Consider the following 17,461-nt stretch of genomic DNA (forward strand, 5'->3'; position numbering starts at 1 on the left):
TGAAGGTCACCAGCTCACCTCTCCCAACCGGGCGTCCCGCGCGGCGGCCAGGCCGCTGGGCAGGCCCCACAACCGCACGAAACCCTTCGCCAGCGACTGGTCGAACGTGTCGCCGGTGTCGTAGGTGGCCAGGCCGAAGTCGTAGAGGCTGGCCTCGGAGCGCCGCCCGGTCACCACGGCCCGGCCGCCGTGCAGGGTCAGCCGCACCTCGCCGGTGACGTGCCGCTGGGCGTCGTCGACGAACGCGTCCAGCGCCCGGCGCAGCGGGGAGAACCAGAGACCGTCGTAGACCAGCTCGCCCCAGCGCTGGTCGACGCCGCGCTTGAACCGGGCCAGGTCCCGCTCGACCGTGACCGCCTCCAGCTCCTGGTGGGCGGTGATCAGGGCGACCGCGCCGGGCGCCTCGTACACCTCGCGGCTCTTGATGCCGACCAGCCGGTCCTCGACCATGTCGAGCCGGCCCACGCCGTGGGCGCCGGCGCGCCGGTTGAGGTCCAGGATCGCCTGGTACGGGGTGACCGTCTCGCCGTCGATCGCCACCGGGACGCCGCCGTCGAAGGTGATGACCACCTCGTCCGGGTCGCGCTCCAGGGCCGGGTCGGACGTGTACGCGTAGAGGTCCTCCACCGGCGCGGTCCAGATGTCCTCCAGGAAGCCGGTCTCCACGGCCCGCCCCCACAGGTTCTGGTCGATCGAGTACGGTGACCGCGCCGTGACGTCGATCGGCAGCCCCTTCTCCTCGGCGAAGGCGATCGCCTTGTCCCGGGTCCAGGCGAGGTCCCGGGCCGGCGCGACGATCCTCAGGTCGGGGGCGAGCGCGGCCAGGCCGACCTCGAACCGGACCTGGTCGTTGCCCTTGCCGGTGCAGCCGTGCGACACGATCGTGCCGCCGTGCCGGCGCGCGGCGGCGACCAGGTGCCGGACGATCAACGGCCGGGACAGCGCGGAGACCAACGGGTAGCGGTCCATGTAGAGCGCGTTGGCCCGGATCGCCGGCACGCAGTATCCGGCGGCGAACTCGTCCCGCGCGTCGATCACCTCCGCCTCGACGGCGCCGCAGTCCAGGGCGCGCTGCCGGACGACGGTCATGTCCTCGCCGCCCTGGCCGAGGTCGACCGCCACCGCGATCACCTCGGCGCCGGCCTGCTCGGCCAGGTACGGGATGGCGACGGAGGTGTCGAGACCCCCGGAGTACGCCAGGACGACCCGCTCGGTCATGGTGTGCTGTTCCCTTCGACGTTCTCGTCCCGGCGGGCCCAGGCGGCGAGCCGGTCGCCCAGTGCCGCACCGCCGTCGGGCTCGCGGGCCACGACGAGGATGGTGTCGTCGCCGGCGATGGTGCCGACGATCTCGGACAGGCCGGCCCGGTCCAACGCGCTGGCCAGGTAGTGGGCCGCGCCCGGCGGGGTGCGCAGCACCGCGATGTTCCCGCTGGCGTCGACCCCGTTGAGCAGTTCCCGCAGCAGGCGTACCAGCCGGGCCGGCGCGCCCTCGGCGTCGCGCAACGGACGGTGGCCGTCCTCCGGGATCAGGTAGACGCCCCGCCCGTCGCCGCCGCGCGCGGTCACCGCCCCCAGTTCCTTCAGGTCCCGGGAGAGCGTGGCCTGGGTGACCTGGATGCCGTCACCGGCGAGCAGGTCGGCCAGCTCGGTCTGCGAGTGGATGGGCGTGTCGCGGATCAGCTCGACGATGCGGGCGTGCCGCGCGGCGCGGGTCAGCGGGGCGGTCATGTGGATGCCTCCAGGAGAAAGGTCAGCAGCGCCTTCTGGGCGTGCAGGCGATTCTCCGCCTGGTCGAACACCGCGCTGCGCGGGCCGTCGAGCACCTCGTCGGTGATCTCCTCGCCGCGGTGCGCGGGCAGGCAGTGCAGCACGATCACGTCGGCCGCGGCGTGGGCGAGCAGGGCGTCGCCGACCTGGTAGGGCCGGAACGGGGTGATCCGGTCCAGCCCGTCGGCCTCCTGCCCCATGGACGTCCAGGTGTCGGTGGCCACCACGTGCGCGTCCCGGACCGCCTCGACCGGGTCGACGAGGACCCGGACCGATCCACCGGTGCCGGCCGCGATCTTCTCCGCCCGGGCGACGATCTCCGGGTCCGGGTGGAACCCCGCCGGTCCGGCGATCCGCACGTGCATGCCGGCGGTCGCGCCGGCCAGCAGGTACGAGTGCGCCATGTTGTTCGCCGCGTCGCCGACGTACGTGAGGATCCGGCCCGCCGTGGCGCCGAACCGCTCGCGCACGGTGAGCAGGTCGGCCAGGAGCTGGCAGGGGTGGTAGGTGTCGGTGAGCGCGTTGACCACCGGCACGGTGGCGTGCGCCGCCACCTCGGCGATCCGGTCGTCGCCGTGGGTCCGCAGCACGATCGCCGCGACGTAGCGGGACAGCACCCGGCCGGCGTCGGCCAGCGTCTCGCCCCGACCGAAGTGGGTGACCTGGGTGTCCACGACGAGCGGGTGGCCGCCCAGCTCGGCGATGCCGGCGTCGAACGAGATCCGGGTGCGCAGGCTCTGCTTGTCGAACAGCACCGCCACCGACCGGGGCCCGGCCAGCGGCTTGTGGGCGTACCGCTCGGCCTTCATCCGGGCGGCGAGGTCGAGCACGGCGGCCTGCTCGGCCGGCGTGAGGTCGTCGTCGCGCAGGAAGTGGCGGATCATGCGAGGGCCTCCGTGGCGGTGGGTCCGGTCGGCGCGGGAGCGGCCGCGTCGAGCGCGGCGGGTAGGGCGGCCAGGAACGCGTCGGCCTGCGCGGCGGTGAGGATCAGCGGCGGCGCGAGCCGGACCACGCCGGGCTGCACCGGGTTGACCAGGAAACCGGCGGCGCGCAGCGCCTCGGTCACCGGGGCGGCGACCGGGGCGGCCAGCTCGACGCCGAGCAGCAGGCCGGCGCCGCGCACCCCGCGCACCAGCGGGTGCCCGAGCGCCTCGACGCCGCGCCGCAGCCGCTCGCCGACCCGCTTGACGTGGTCGAGCAGCCCCTCGTTCGCGATCGTGGCGACCACCGCGAGCGCGGCGGCGCAGCTGACCGGGTTGCCGCCGAACGTGGTGCCGTGCGAGCCGGGGGTGAGCAGGTCGGCGGCCGGGCCGAAGGCCAGGCACGCGCCGAGCGGCAGGCCGCCGCCGAGCCCCTTGGCCAGCGTGACCACGTCCGGCTCGACGCCCTCGGCCTGGTGGGCGAACCAGTGCCCGGTACGCCCGACGCCGGTCTGCACCTCGTCGAGCACCAGCAGCGCGCCGCGTGCGGCGGTGATCCGCCGGGCCGCCGCGAGGTAGCCCGGCGGCGGGACGACCACGCCGTTCTCCCCCTGGATCGGCTCCAGGATCACCATCGCGGTGGCGTCGGTGACCGCCTCGGCCAGCGCGTCGACGTCGCCGTAGGGCACGTGGGTCACGTCGCCGGGCAGCGGGCGGAACGGGTCGGCCTTGGCCGGCTGACCGGTGAGCGCCAGCGCGCCCATGGTCCGGCCGTGGAAACCACCGTGGGCGGCCACCACGTGGCGTCGACCGGTGAGCCGGGAGAGTTTGAACGCCGCCTCGTTGGCCTCCGCGCCGGAGTTGGCGAAGAAGACCCGGCCCGGCCGGCCCGCGAGGGCCAGCAGCAGCTCGGCCAGCGCGACCGGCGGTTCGGCGACGAACAGGTTCGACACGTGCCCCAGCGTCGCGACCTGCCGGGTGACGGCGGCCACCACGGCCGGGTGCGCGTGGCCGAGCGCGTTGACGGCGATGCCGCCGACCAGGTCCACGTACTCCCGGCCGGCCTCGTCGACCACGACGGCGCCGGAGCCGGAGACGAGCGCCAGTGGCGGTGTGCCGTAGTTGTCCATCATGGTGGCGCGCCAGCGCCGCACCAGCGTGCTCATGAGCCGATCACCATCGTTCCGAACCCTTCCGAGGTGAAGACCTCCAGCAGCGTGGAGTGCGCGACCCGGCCGTCGACGACGTGCGCGGCGGGTACTCCCCCACGCACCGCCCGCAGGCACGCCTCCATCTTCGGGACCATGCCCGACTCCAGCGACGGCAGCAGCGTCGCCAGCTCGTCGGCGGTGATCTCGCTGATCAGGCTGGACGTGTCGGGCCAGTCCGCGTACAGACCGGGCACGTCGGTGAGGACGACCAGCTTGCGCGCGTCCAGGGCGACCGCGAGCGCGGCGGCGGCGGTGTCCGCGTTGAGGTTGTGCAGCACCCCGTCGGCGTCCGGGGCGACGGTGGAGATGACCGGGATCCGGCCGGCCGCGATCAGGTCGGTGACCGCGGAGGCGTTCACCGACTCCACGTCGCCGACCTGCCCCACGTCGACCGGCTCCCCGTCCACGTACGCCGGCCGGCGCACCGCGGTGAACAGGCCGGCGTCCTCGCCGGAGAGCCCGACCGCGAACGGGCCGTGCGCGTTGACCAGGCCGACCAGCTCCCGGCCGACCTGCCCGACGAGGACCATCCGGACCACGTCCATGGCCTCGGGGGTGGTGACCCGCAGGCCGCCCCGGAACTCGCTGGCGATGCCGAGGCGGCCCAGCATGGCGGAGATCTGCGGGCCGCCGCCGTGCACGACGACCGGCTTGAGGCCGGCGTACCGGAGGAAGACCATGTCCGCGGCGAACGCCCGCTGGAGCGCGGGGTCCACCATGGCGTTGCCGCCGTACTTGACCACGACGGTCGCGCCGGCGAGGCGGGCCAGCCAGGGCAGCGCCTCGATCAGCGTGGCGGCCTTGGCCTGGGCCTGGCTGAGGTCAGCGGTGAGGTTCATGTGGAGTAGGCCGAGTTCTCGTGCACGTACGCGTGGGACAGGTCGTTGGTCCAGACGGTGGCCGCGGCGCCACCGGCGTGCAGGTCGATCCGGATGGTCACGTCGCGGCCGGTGAGGTCCACCTTGGCGCGGTCCTCGGCGGCGGCGCCGGCCCGGCACACCCAGATCCCGTTGACCGCCACGTCGACGTCGTCGGGCTCGAACGTGGCGGCGGTGGTGCCGACGGCGGCGAGGATGCGACCCCAGTTCGGGTCGTTGCCGAACAGCGCGGTCTTCACCAGGTTGTTGCGGGCCACCGCGCGGCCCACCTCCACGGCCTCGTCCTCGTTCGCCGCGCCCACCACGTCGACGGCGACCTGCTTGGTCGCGCCCTCCGCGTCGGCGAGGAGCTGCTGGGCCAGGTCGTGGCAGGCGGCGGTGACCGCGGCGGTCAGCTCGGCCTCGGTCGGCTCGATGCCGGACGCGCCGCTGGCCAGCAGCAGCACGGTGTCGTTGGTGGACATGCAGCCGTCGGAGTCGACCCGGTCGAACGTGACCCGGGTGGCGGCCCGCAGCGCGGCGTCCAGCACGTCCGGGCCGGCCACCGCGTCGGTGGTGAGCACGCAGAGCATGGTGGCCATGGCCGGCGCCAGCATCCCGGCGCCCTTCGCCATCCCGCCGACGGTCCAGCCGCTGCCGCGCGCCACCGTCGTCTTGGGTCGGGTGTCCGTGGTCATGATCGCCTCGGCGGCCGGTCCGCCGCCGTCGCGGGACAGTCCGCGCACCGCGTCGCGTACGCCGGGCAGCAGCTTGTCCATCGGCAGCCGCTCGCCGATCAGGCCGGTCGAGCAGACCGCGACCTCGCCGGCGCCGACGATCAGCCGGGGGCTGCTGCCGGTGAGCGCGGCGGCGGTGTGCTCGGCGGTGGCGTGGGTGTCCTGGAAGCCGGCCGGGCCGGTGCAGGCGTTCGCGCCGCCGGAGTTGAGCACCACGGCACGGACCACGCCGCCGTGGACGACGCGCTGGGTCCAGAGCACCGGGGCGGCCTTGACCCGGTTGGCGGTGAACACGCCGGCGACCCCGGCGTCCGGGCCGTCGTTGACGACCAGCGCGACGTCACCGGCGCCGGAGGTCTTGAGGCCGGCGGCGACACCGGCGGCACGGAAGCCGCGGGGGGTGGTGACACTCATGGGGTTACTCCGAAGACGGACAGACCGGTGGTCTCGGGGAGACCGACCATCAGGTTGGCGTTCTGCACGGCCTGGCCGGCCGCGCCCTTGCCCAGGTTGTCGATGGCGCTGACCACGATCACCCGCCCCGAGTCGACGTCCACGGTCGCCTGGAGGTGGCAGGAGTTCGAGCCGGCGGTGGCGGCGGTGTGCGGCCACGCCCCCTCGGGCAGCACGTGCACGAACGGCGCGTCGGCGTAGGCGGCGGCCAGCACCGCGCGCGGGTCGGCGTCACCGGTCGGCAGCGCGGTGACGGTGGCCAGGATCCCGCGCGGCATGGGCGCGAGGACGGGCGTGAACGACAGGCCGGCCGCGCCGCTGGCCTGCTTGATCTCCGGCACGTGCTGGTGTGCGCCCACCTTGTAGGGCGACAGGTCGCCCATCACCTCGCTGCCGAGCAGGTGCGCCTTCGCGGCCCGGCCGGCGCCGGAGGTGCCGGAGGCGGCGACCACCACCACGTCGTCGGGGCGTACCGCGCCGGCGGCGATCAGCGGCGCCAGGGCGAGGGTGGTGGCTGCGGCGTAGCAGCCGGTGCTGGCCACCCGCCGGGCCGCGGCGATCTCCGCCCGCTGGCCGGGCAGCTCGGGCAGGCCGTACGTCCACGCGCCGGCGTACGCGCCGGCGTAGTAGCGGGCCCAGGCGTCCGCGTCGCGCAACCGGTGGTCGGCGCCGAGGTCGACCACCGCGACGCTGTCGGGGAGGGCCGCCGCGAGCGCCGCCGACTGGCCGTGCGGCAGGGCCAGGAAGACCAGGTCCGCGTCGGCCAGGGCCGCCGGCTCGGTCGCCCCGAACACCAGGTCCAGGCCGACGAGCTGCGGGTGTACGGCGGTGACGGGCTGACCGGCCTGGCTGTGCGCGGTAGCGGTGACCAGGTCGAACTCGGGGTGACCGGCGAGCAGGCGCAACAGTTCGCCGCCGGCGTATCCACTCGCCCCGGCCACCGCAACTCGAATGCCCATACTGCCCTCCGCATGACTATGCATAGAGGTTAGCAGGGCCATCCCGTCACTGCAAGTTCATGCGGTCCACTGCATGGACGTACGCTTCTCGGGCGGAGCCGGGTTCAGAGCGGTATCGCCCGCTCGTCCTCCGCGCGCACCATGCGCTCCAGCGGACCCGTGCAGTGCTCGGCCGCCGAGCGGAACTCGCCGTTCATCGCCAGCAACCGGTGCCCGATCTCGATCCACCGCAGGATCCGGCGCGCCGTGCTCTGTTGCTCGTCCTCGGTGAAGAACACACCGCGCTGCAGCCAGCTCGTCCCGTCCCGGACGATCGTGACGATGGTGTGCGGTGACCGGTCGCCCTCCTGCTTCGCGATGCGCTCCAGCTCCCGGAACGCGTCCACCGCCACCTCGTGCAGGCCGTTGTCCGTCGGGCGGGCGCTGGCCCGCCGCAGACACACCATCGCCCAGGTGGTGACCACCTTGAAGTGGTCCTGGCCGCCGTCGCAGCCCCGGGACGTCTCCAGGTAGGTGGCGGCCAGGTCCAGGTTCCGCCGCTCCAGCTCGTACGACCCGCACTGGAGCCAGTAGTGGAAGTCGTCCTTGAGGTAGTCGTGCAGCTGCTGATAGACCTCGCGCACCGAGTCGATCGGCAGGCCCGACTTCATCATCACCCGGTGGTTGATCAGCGCCACCATGGCGCGGCGGGTCGGGTCGTTGCGGTCGGTGATGCCGGCACCGCGCTGGACGTAGAACAGCAGCAGCCGAGTGAAGATCTCCAGGAAGTAGTCCTTGTCCTCCCGGATCGACTTCTCCATCGCCTCCGCCACCACCCGGTGCCGGCTGCGGATGTGCCCCGACTCCCGCCGCACCAGCATCCGGCGACCGGACACCAGACGCTCGATCGCCTGGTTGACGGCCGGGTCCGGGGGGCCGTCCGAGGCGATCTGGAGCAGGGCGTTCTGCGGCAGGGTCAACGACCGGTCCTCGTACTGCAGCGCCTCGAAGAGGCAGACCGTGGCGTAGATGTCCCGCTCCCGCGGATCGAGCTGGGCGAACTCGCTGTTGACCCGCTCCTCGAACCGGTATCCGGTGATCACCTCGACCATCGCGGCCATCAGGTCGCGGTCGGAGACCTGCCGCAGCCGGTCCACCCGCGTGTCGTGCAGCTTGTACTGCTTGAGCTTGCCGAGCTGCCGATACGCCTCCAACCGCTCCACCAGGCTGTTCAGGTCGTCGTCGGTCAGCCGCAGCGGTGGCACCCGGGTCAGGCCCGCCACCTCGTCGAGCAGATGACCCCGGGTGCTGCGGATGGTCGCCGCGACCAGGATCGTGCCGCGCTGGCCGAGCCGGGTCATCAGGCGGGCCGCCTCCGCGCCGAAGATGTCGACGTCGTCGATCAGGACCGCGTCCAGTCCGAGTTCCACGCACTCGCTGATGACGTCCTGGCTCGACTTGGTCGTCGCCCGGTCCACCCACCCGACCGCCAGGCCCCGGACGTGCAGGGCCACCGCGAACTGCATCAGAGTGGTGGACTTGCCGGTGCCGGACCGGTCGTTGAGCACGAGCACCGGCTGTTGCGGCCCGGCCGAACCGGCGCGTTCCAGCATCGCCGACAGGGTGGACAACTGCGCCGGGATGTTCTGCGCGACGTCACCCCACGTCGGGTCGGTCCCCCTCAGGTACAGCGGGTCGCCGGGCGGCGCCGCCTCCAGCAGGGTGGAGACGAGCTGCACCCCGGCATTGCGGTCGAGCACGGACCGCATCCGGGCGCGCAGCTGCGCGCCCCGACGCATCGGCTCCCGGGTGGCACCGAGCCGCTCGCGGGCCAACTCGGCGACGGTGAGCGGAACCTGGACGGTGCCCGCCCCGGCCAACTTCCACGAGGCGGTCGCGTCGTCGCCCGGCGCCACCACGAAACGCCGGGGCGCACCCGACGCCCCGGCGTCGCCGGTCAGCGTGTCCAGGTAGAGCGACAGGTGCCGACTATCGACGGTGCTCGCTCCGAACACCACCGGGTGGGTGATCAGATCCGCCTTCAACTGCCGGAACCACTGGCCGCGGGCGCCACGCCCCCGGTCGTCGATGTCGAACGTCACCGGCCCGGCGGCGCTGCCCGGCGCGATGCCGTGCATCGCCACGACCTCCAGCTGCGGGCGGCCCCGGCCGGGCGGGTCCCGGTGCGCGTCCACCACGACCACATTGCTGCCGACCTCCATCCGCGCGGCGATGTCGTGGAAGACGTTCGTGCCGGTGCAGTCGTACACCCGGTACCACGGGGCCAGCAGCAGTCGCAGGGCGGTGTCGTTGATGGTGGTGCCGTCCGCCACCAGCATCCCCCCGATGGTGCGCCGCACCAGCGACGGGTCCGCCTGCCGCAGCCGCTGCATCAGCGCCGCCAGGGTCACCCGGCCGTCCGCGATCGGTTGGGCGAGCTGGTCCGCCAGCGCGTCGAACAGCTCGTCCGGGCTGGCGAGCGGGCTGGACCACTCGCCGCGCGACTCCGCCTCGATGCCGGAGGTGAGGACCAGGACGGCCTGCCCGGTGGCCATGATCTGGTCGATCTCGGCGAGCAGATCGCCCGGGTCCGCGCGTGCCGGCTCCGGCTCCACCACCGGCTCCGCCGCCGGCGGCACCGGTGCGGGCCGGACGGCGTCGAGCAGGGTGCCCCCGTCCAGGTCGACCAGGCGTACGCCACCCTCCACCTGCCGGGCGACCACGACCTGCGGCCCGGCGTCGGGGATCAGCCAGCCGGATCCGCTCCCGCCCTCGGAGCCGGCGACCGGGAGCACCGGGATCGCGGCATCCCCCGGCAGCTCGGCGCCGGTCGGAGCGACGACCGCCACCGCGTCCACCGGCCGGGCCCAGCCCGCGGTCAGGGCGCTCACCTGACGGGAGTGCAGGGTGGCGAGTTCGGGCGAGGCGTCCGCGGTGAGCATCCGGAAGGCGGTGTTGACGGTCGCCACGCCGAGGCGAACGTTTCCGGTGTCGAGCACCAGGCCGCCCTCACCGGGCAGCAGCCCGGGCTGCCAGCCGCCCTCGGGCACGTAGCCGGCGTACCAGTCCAGGCAGGGCCGGAAGCCGGCCCGGATCGCCTCCCGCACGTCCGGCGTCTCGTCGCGCCAGAAGTCGTCCCGCACCATGTGCCACCAGTCGGTCAGCGACCGGACGGTCGGCAGAGCCGGGGAGAGCGGTGCGCGGTCCGCGAGGCCGGGTACGGCCAGGACGGCGGGGAGTTCCGTCGGCACCGGAGCCTCACAGCACTCGGCGAGGATCCGGTCCACGACCGCCGACACCGCGGCGAACTCGTCCGCCGAAGCCGACGACGTGAGGTCGCCGACGAGCACCAGCGCGTCCACCGCGCCGCCCTCGTCGTGCAGGCGGGCCACCGCAGCCGCGCAGCGACTCCCCAGGGCCTCCGCGTCGGAGGCGATCGAGGGCGAACCTCGCACGATCAGGAACGTGGGGTCGTTGTGCAGTGCCATCGGCTCAGCCCTCCCTGGTCAGCGCGGCCGACACCGCGCTCCTCGGAACTCGGACGGTGACGTCACGACGATCGCCGCAACGGGCGAGCCTGACGGAGACGAACTGCCCCGACATCGAGCGCACGTCGACCTTCCCCTCGACCTTCGGGCCGACAGCGGGGCCGCAGAGGGCACGAATGGTGGCCTGGCCGTCCGGCCCGAGAATGAGCACCCCGGGTCGGGTCTTGTCGGGATGTTCGACGAACAGGGCGGCGCAGAAGGTCGCCACGGTCGCCGCGAGGGCGACGACGGACACCAGGTTCGCCCACGTCTGCCGGCGGTCGACCTGCCGCGCCTCCCGGTCTCCCCGCCGGAGGACCTCCTCGATGAGCGAGCGGGCGTCGGGCGCCTCGCGCGCGGCGGTCGGCGGTGGCGGCACGACCGTCGCGATGGCGCGGACGTACAGGACCGCGGCGAACAGCCACAACGCGACGGCGACGCACCCGGCCACCCGGGTCACCGGCGCCGCCGATGCCAGCGCCGTGAGGGTGAACGTCGCCACCAGGGCACCGGCGAAGACGGTGACGACGGACTGTGCGGCCTGGGCCCGGGTCCGGGCGCTCGACGCCGCGCGCACGCGGTCCGGGTAGTACGCCTGCACCACGGCCTCCTGGACGGAGGTCAGGAGCGGGGTGGAAGGCGAATCCGGCATGAGCGTCCTTCATCTGACGAATGTCGAAGGACTGTAGGCGCCGGCCGTGCGCGAGCGGGTCCGTCTGTACGAATCCCGACAGCACAAGAACAGCGGGACCCGAGCGTTAAGAAGGGCCCCCGCCTCTACCGGAGGCGTTAAGCGGGGGCCCTTCCTTACACCTCAGGCGCCGCGGAGGGTGGCGCCGAAGCGCTGCGCGGCGAGCGCCACCGCGGCGTCGCGGGCGGCCACCGCCTCCTCGCCGGCCAGCGTGCGGTCCGGGGCCCGGAACGTCAGCTTGTAGGCCAGCGACTTCCGCCCCGCGCCGAGCTGCGCGGAGGCGTAGACGTCGAAGAGCCGGACGTCCTCCAGCAGCGGGCCGGCGCCCTCGGCCAGGGCCCGCCGCACCTCCGCCGCCGGCACCGCCTCGTCCACCACCAGCGCCACGTCGATCAGCGCCGGCGGGAACGTGGAGATGGTCGGCCCGGTCGCCAGCGGCGCGGCGGGCAGCGCGTCCAGGTCCAGCTCCATGGCGCTGGTGCGGCGGGGCAGCTCCAGCGCGGCCACCACGGCCGGGTGCAGCTCGCCGGCGTGCCCGACGACGACGTCGTCCACCAGCAGCTCGGCGCAGCGCCCCGGGTGCCAGGGCGCCCGCTCACCGGCCCGCACGGTCACCCGGTCGGCCGGGATACCGGCGGCGTCCAGCACCGCCCGGCCGGCCTCGACGGCGTCCGCCCAGCCGGCCGCCCGGCCCGCGCCCCACCAGCCGGCCGGCTCGATCTCGCCGCAGAGCGCCACGGCGACGTGCCGCGGCTGCGCCGGGACCACCGCGTCGGCGGCGGCGAACTCCTCGTCGGTGGGCCGCCGGTCCACGCCCATGGCGGGCGGGGCGCCGACGCCCGGACGCGGGTGGAAGACCGCGCCGATCTCGTAGATCGCCACGTCCCGCTGGCCCCGACCCACGTTGCGTTTGACGATGCCCAGCAGCGGGCCGAGCAGTGTGGTGCGCAGCAGCGGCTCCTCCTCGGACAGCGGGTTGGCCAGCCGCACCGCGGGTCGGCGCGGGTCGTCGGCCGGCAGGCCGAGCTGGTCGGCCAGCTCGGGCGCCACGAACGGCTGGGACAGCACCTCGACCAGGCCGCGCTCCGCCAGGGAACGGGCGACGGCCCGGCGACGCTGCTGCTGCGGGGTCAGGCCCCGGCCGGCCGGCGCGGTGGGCAGCACCGACGGCACCCGGTCGTACCCGTCGAGGCGGACCACCTCCTCCACCAGGTCGGCCGGGTCGGTCAGGTCGGGCCGCCAGCTCGGCGGCGTCACGGTGAGCACCTCGCCCGCGCCGGACGCGGCCACCCCGGCGGCGCCCGGGTCCTCGCCGAGCCGGTCGGCGCCGCGCGTGACCGCGCACCCGACCTGCTCCAGCAGCTCCACCACCCGGTCCGGCGCATACGTCACGCCGACCCGGCGCGACGGCAGGTCCACCGGCAGCGCGACCGGCGTCCGCGGACGGACGTGGTCGAGGTCGAGCACCTCGGCGCCGGCGGCACCGCCGGCCAGGTCGGTGAGCAGCCGGACCGCCTTCTCCAGCGCGACCAGCGGCAGCGTCGGGTCGACGCCCCGCTCCCAACGCTTGGCGGCCTCGCTGAACAGCTTGTGCCGCCGGGCGGTGCGCCCGACCATCGCCGGGTCCCAGTGCGCCGCCTCGAAGAGCACGTTCGTGGTGGAGGCGAGTACCTCGCTGGTCTCGCCACCCATCACCGCGGCCAGCGAGATCGGACCGGTGTCGTCGCAGATCACCATGTCCTCCGGTACGAGGGCACGGCTCACCCCGTCCAGGGTGGTCAGCTTCTCCCCCGGCTCGGCGCGGCGCACCACCAGCGGCCCGACGATCCGGTCGGCGTCGAAGGCGTGCATCGGCTGGCCGAGTTCGAGCATCAGGTAGTTGGTGATGTCGACGGGCAGCGAGATGCTGCGCACGCCGGCGACGGTGAGCCGCTGCCGCATCCAGCCGGGCGTCTCGACGGTCGGGTCGACGCCGCGCACCATCCGGGCGGCGAACCGGTCGCAGCCGACCGGGTCGCGGACCTCCACCGGGTACGCCGGCTCGGCGGTGCCGCCCGACGCGGGCGCGTCGGCGGGGTCACGGAACGGCACGCCGAGCGCGTGCGACAGCTCTCGGGCGATGCCGCGGACGCTGAGCGCGTACCCGCGGTCCGGGGTGATCTCCATCTCGACCACCACGTCGTCCAGGCCGACGATCGGCCGCGCGTCGTCGCCGGGCTGGGCCTTCACGTCCTCGGGCAGCACGATGATGCCCGAGTGGTCGTCGCCGAGCCCCAGCTCCTGCGCCGAGCAGATCATGCCGTGGGAGTTGCGCCCGTACGTCTTGCGCGCGCCGATGGTGAAGTTGCCGGGCAGCACCCCGCCCGGCAGGATCACCACGACCCGGTCGCCCTGGGCGAAGTTGCGCGCCCCGCAGACGATCTCCTGCGGCTCGCCGGTGCCGTTCGCGGCGCCCACGTCCACCCGGCAGAAGCGGATCGGCTTCTTGAAGCCGGTCAGCTCCTCGATCTCCAGGACCTCGCCCACGACCAGCGGACCGGTGACGCTCTCCCGCAGGTCCACGATCGACTCGACCTCGATGCCGAGGTCGACCAGCGCCTGCTCCAGGTCGCCGGTGGGCAGGTCGGTCGGGAGGTCAACGTACTCCCGCAACCAACTGACAGAAACTCGCATGACTCTTCTTCCACCGTTCCCGTAGCTCAGGCGCCGAACGCGCGGGTGAACCGCACGTCGCCCTCGGCCATGTCCCGCATGTCGCTGACCCCGTGCCGGACCATCACGGTCCGGTCGATGCCCATGCCGAACGCGAATCCGGAGTAGACCTCCGGGTCGATCCCGCAGGCGCGCAGCACGCGCGGGTTGACCATGCCGCAGCCACCCCACTCGACCCACTGCGGCCCGTCCCGGTGCTCCGGGAACCAGACGTCGAACTCCGCCGACGGCTCGGTGAACGGGAAGTAGTGCGGCCGCCAGCGGGTCTTCGCGCCCTCACCGAACATGGCCCGGGCGAAGTGGTCCAGCGTGCCGCGCAGGTGCGCCATGGTGATGCCCTTGTCCACCACCAGGCCCTCGACCTGGTGGAAGACCGGCGCGTGGGTGGCGTCCAACTCGTCGGTGCGGTAGACCCGGCCCGGTACCACCACGTAGATCGGCGGCTTGCGGCTGAGCATGGTGCGCGCCTGCACCGGCGACGTGTGCGTACGGAGAACAAGGCCCGAACCCGCAGAGCTGGCCGAAGCCGCGGTGGAGCCGTCGGCGGGTGCGATGTGGAACGTGTCCATCAGGCCGCGGGCCGGGTGGTCGGCCGGGATGTTCAGCGCGTCGAAGTTGGTCCACTCCAGCTCGACCTCGGGACCCTCGGCCACCTCGTAGCCCATGCCGATGAACAGGTCGCTGATCTGCTCCATCAGCACCGTCAGCGGGTGGCGGGCGCCGCGCGGCCGGCGGTCGTACGGCAGGGTCACGTCGACCCGCTCCTCGACCAGCACCCGCTCGGCCCGCTCCCGGTCCAGGATCTCCTGCCGGGCGGCGTACGCGGACTCGATGGCGCGCCGGGCCTCGTTGACCCGCTTGCCGGCGTCGGACTTCGCGGCCGGCGGCAGCGCGCCGATCTCCCGGCGCGCGAGCGACACCGGGGACCGGTCCCCCAGGTGCGCGGGACGCAGCGCGGTCAACGCGTCGGGGTCGGCGGCGGCGGCGAACGCCTTCTCGGCGTCGGCCACGGCCCCGGCCAGGGCGTCCGGGTCGAGCAGGGCGACCTGCTTCGGGTCGTACGGATCGTTGCGGTAGCTCATGGTGAACGGGCACTCCCTCACGGCGGCGCCGGCCCTTCTCAGGCGGCCAGACGAGTCTACGGACGCGCGGCTTCGCCGCAGCCCGCCGGTGGGAGTCGTGCAGGGAGGAAGGTCAGGCCTGCCGCCCGCCGACACCGGCGGGCTGGCTAAACGAACGCCGTGGCGCGTTCATCACGTGGCGGACTCCCCTGCTCCGTCCTGCGTGACCGTGGGTCGACGCAGTGCTCTCGCCGAAGAATACAGGCAGACGGCCGCCGCCGCAGCCAGATTGAGACTCTCCGCGCGCCCGTGCAGCGGCACCCGGACCCGGGCGTCGGCGGCCGTGGTCAGCTCCTCCGGCAGGCCGTGCGCCTCCGAGCCGAACAGCCACGCGGTGGGGGCGGCGAGCCGGCCGGCGTCGGCGAGGTCGTCGAGGTCGCTGTCGCCGTACCCGGTGGTGGCGAGGATCGACAGGCCGGCGGCCCGCAGCGCCTCGACGGCCACGAGCGGGTCGGCGGCGCGCACCACGTCGACGTGGAAGAGGCTGCCGGCGGAGGCCCGCACGCACTTGCCGTTGTAGGGGTCGACGGCCTCGCCGGCGAAGACCACCGCGCCGGCGCCGGCCGCGTCCGCGGTGCGCAGCACCGTTCCGGCGTTGCCCGGGTCGCGGATCCCGGCGAGCACCGCGACCAGGCGCGGCCCGCGCGCCAGGGCCTCGTCCATCGGGACGTCGAGGTGCCGGCAGACCGCCACCAGGCCCTGCGGGGCCACGGTCTCGGCGAGCGCCGCCAGGGCGTCGTCGGTGACCTCGGAGACCTGCACGTCCGCGCGGGCGGCGCCGGCGGCGAGGTCGGCGTACCGGTCGAGCGCCGCCGGGGTGCCGAACAGCTCGACCACGGCGCCGCCGAGGGCGAGCGCCTCGCGCACCGCCTGCGGCCCCTCGGCCAGGAACCGGCCGGTCTGCTCGCGGTCGCGCCGGCGCTGCAGCCGGCGGGCCGCGACGACCCTCGGGGTACGCGGGGTGAACGGACCGGGAACGGCGTCGAGGCGCCTCCCCTGCGACGGTGACTGCATGGGAGACGCCTCGATCTGCCGTACGGGTGGGTCCGGCGGCCTGGGCCGCGTACAGGTGGGTCAGCGGCCTGGGCCGCGTACAGGTGGGTCAGGCGGCCTGGGCCGCGGCGCCACCGGTGCCCTCGGCCGCCACGGCGGCGCGGGCCAGCTCGACGATCGCCGCGAACGCGGCGGCGTCGTTGACGGCCATGTCGGCCAGGATCTTGCGGTCGACCTCGATGCCGGCCAGGCGCATGCCCTGGATCAGCCGGTTGTAGGTCAGGCCGTTGGCCCGGGCTCCGGCGTTGATCCGCTGGATCCAGAGCTGCCGGAAGTCGCCCTTGCGGTCGCGACGGTCCCGGTAGGAGTACTGCATCGAGTGCAGCACCTGCTCCTTGGCCTTGCGGTAGAGCCGGGAGCGCTGACCGCGGTAACCGCTCGCGGTCTCCAGCAGGGTACGACGCTTCTTCTGGGCGTTCACAGCCCGCTTGACGCGTGCCATCTCAACTCCTTCTTCGGTTCAGGTGGCGCGCGTCAGCGGCCGAGCAGCTTCTTGATGCGCTTGGTGTCGGCCTTGGCCAGCTCGACCGTGCCGGTCAGCCGACGGGTCTGGGTGCTGGCCTTCTTCTCCAGGTTGTGGCGGAGGCCGGCCTGCTGGGCGACGATCTTGCCCTTGCCGGTCACCTTGACCCGCTTGCCCATACCCGTGTGGCTCTTCATCTTCGGCATGTGGAACGTCTCTCCCTGTTACTGGCCGCTGGTGTCAGCGGTCGGGCCGGTCTCACCGGCTGCTGCGGTCTCGCCGGCCGCCGGGGCCTCGCCACCTGCCGGGGCTCCGGACTCCTCCGCGGCGCGGTCCCGGGGCCCACCGCGCGACGCCGTGGCGGCGACCGCGGAGGCCTTGACGGCCCGGTGCGGAGCGAGAACCATGATCATGTTTCGACCGTCCTGCTTCGGCGCGGCCTCGACGTATCCCAGGTCCGTGATCTCGGACTCGAGCCGGCGCAGGAGCCGGTAACCCAGCTCCGGGCGGCTCTGCTCGCGACCACGGAACATGATCGTCACCTTGACCTTGTCGCCCGCCTTGAGGAACCGCACCACGTGACCCTTCTTGGTCTCGTAGTCGTGCGGGTCGATCTTCGGCCGGAGCTTCATCTCCTTGATGACGGTCTGCTGCTGGTTACGCCGCGCTTCGCGCGCCTTGAGTGCGCTCTCGTACTTGAACTTGCCGAAGTCCATGAGCTTGCACACCGGCGGGCGCGCCATCGGCGCAACCTCGACCAGGTCCAGGTCGACGTCCGCGGCCAGCTGCAGGGCGCGCTCCAGCGGGACGATGCCCACCTGCTCACCCTCGGGGCCGACCAGTCGGACCTCACGTGCCCGGATCTGCTCGTTCACGCGTGGTTCGACGCTGATGGGGCCTCCTCGAGTCGAAGTCTCGTGTGGTGCCGACTCCGTGGGCTCCCGGGCGGGAGCCGACTCGGAAAGCAGAAGGCCCCGGCGTATGCCAGGGCCCACTCGACCGGTCGGCA

15 protein-coding genes are annotated in these 17,461 nt (G+C 73.7%); all 15 read right to left on the reverse strand.

Annotation, left to right across the window (positions count from 1 at the left end):
• Positions 1–6 precede the first annotated feature (6 nt).
• Entirely contained in the window at positions 7–1,218 is a 1,212-nt protein-coding gene (locus tag GA0070622_RS21745) for an argininosuccinate synthase (RefSeq protein WP_091577933.1), read from the reverse strand.
• Positions 1,215–1,730: an arginine repressor gene (locus tag GA0070622_RS21750; protein ID WP_091577936.1), complete on the reverse strand. Its 516-nt coding sequence runs from the start codon at positions 1,728–1,730 to the stop codon at positions 1,215–1,217. Before GA0070622_RS21750 ends, GA0070622_RS21745 begins: the two co-directional genes overlap by 4 nt.
• Complete coding sequence (gene argF / locus GA0070622_RS21755; RefSeq protein WP_091577939.1) at positions 1,727–2,653, reverse strand: ornithine carbamoyltransferase; 927 nt, start codon at positions 2,651–2,653, stop codon at positions 1,727–1,729. Before argF ends, GA0070622_RS21750 begins: the two co-directional genes overlap by 4 nt.
• Positions 2,650–3,855 (reverse strand): acetylornithine transaminase, encoded by a 1,206-nt coding sequence (locus tag GA0070622_RS21760; RefSeq protein ID WP_091577941.1) that lies wholly within the window; start codon positions 3,853–3,855, stop codon positions 2,650–2,652. The genes argF and GA0070622_RS21760 overlap by 4 nt, the downstream gene beginning before the upstream one ends.
• A complete protein-coding gene (gene argB, locus GA0070622_RS21765) occupies positions 3,852–4,739 on the reverse strand; it encodes an acetylglutamate kinase (protein WP_091577944.1) in 888 nt (295 codons plus the stop codon). The genes GA0070622_RS21760 and argB overlap by 4 nt, the downstream gene beginning before the upstream one ends.
• A complete protein-coding gene (gene argJ / locus GA0070622_RS21770; protein ID WP_091577947.1) occupies positions 4,736–5,908 on the reverse strand; it encodes a bifunctional glutamate N-acetyltransferase/amino-acid acetyltransferase ArgJ in 1,173 nt (390 codons plus the stop codon). The genes argB and argJ overlap by 4 nt, the downstream gene beginning before the upstream one ends.
• Positions 5,905–6,906, reverse strand: a complete 1,002-nt coding sequence (argC, locus tag GA0070622_RS21775) for an N-acetyl-gamma-glutamyl-phosphate reductase (protein WP_091577949.1) — start codon at positions 6,904–6,906, stop codon at positions 5,905–5,907. The genes argJ and argC overlap by 4 nt, the downstream gene beginning before the upstream one ends.
• Positions 6,907–7,010: 104 nt before the next feature.
• Complete coding sequence (locus GA0070622_RS21780; RefSeq protein WP_091577951.1) at positions 7,011–10,373, reverse strand: P-loop NTPase; 3,363 nt, start codon at positions 10,371–10,373, stop codon at positions 7,011–7,013.
• 4 nt (positions 10,374–10,377) lie between these two features.
• Entirely contained in the window at positions 10,378–11,064 is a 687-nt protein-coding gene (locus GA0070622_RS21785) for a hypothetical protein (protein ID WP_091577954.1), read from the reverse strand.
• 162 nt (positions 11,065–11,226) lie between these two features.
• On the reverse strand, positions 11,227–13,776 hold the full coding sequence (gene pheT, locus GA0070622_RS21790; protein ID WP_091577957.1) for a phenylalanine--tRNA ligase subunit beta: 2,550 nt from the start codon (positions 13,774–13,776) through the stop codon (positions 11,227–11,229).
• A 26-nt stretch (positions 13,777–13,802) separates the two neighbouring features.
• Positions 13,803–14,897 carry a phenylalanine--tRNA ligase subunit alpha gene (gene pheS, locus GA0070622_RS21795; protein WP_091577959.1) on the reverse strand — a complete coding sequence of 365 codons (1,095 nt, stop codon included), beginning with the start codon at positions 14,895–14,897 and terminating at the stop codon, positions 13,803–13,805.
• Between the two features lie 171 nt (positions 14,898–15,068).
• Entirely contained in the window at positions 15,069–15,950 is an 882-nt protein-coding gene (locus tag GA0070622_RS21800; protein ID WP_091577962.1) for a TrmH family RNA methyltransferase, read from the reverse strand.
• 88 nt (positions 15,951–16,038) lie between these two features.
• A complete protein-coding gene (gene rplT / locus GA0070622_RS21805) occupies positions 16,039–16,431 on the reverse strand; it encodes a 50S ribosomal protein L20 (protein ID WP_091577965.1) in 393 nt (130 codons plus the stop codon).
• Positions 16,432–16,463: 32 nt separating this feature from the next.
• Entirely contained in the window at positions 16,464–16,658 is a 195-nt protein-coding gene (rpmI, locus tag GA0070622_RS21810) for a 50S ribosomal protein L35 (protein ID WP_091309655.1), read from the reverse strand.
• 18 nt (positions 16,659–16,676) lie between these two features.
• On the reverse strand, positions 16,677–17,327 hold the full coding sequence (infC, locus tag GA0070622_RS21815) for a translation initiation factor IF-3 (RefSeq protein WP_091577968.1): 651 nt from the start codon (positions 17,325–17,327) through the stop codon (positions 16,677–16,679).
• Positions 17,328–17,461: the final 134 nt, after the last annotated feature.

The sequence above is a fragment of the Micromonospora sediminicola genome (assembly GCF_900089585.1).
GTDB lineage: Bacteria > Actinomycetota > Actinomycetes > Mycobacteriales > Micromonosporaceae > Micromonospora > Micromonospora sediminicola.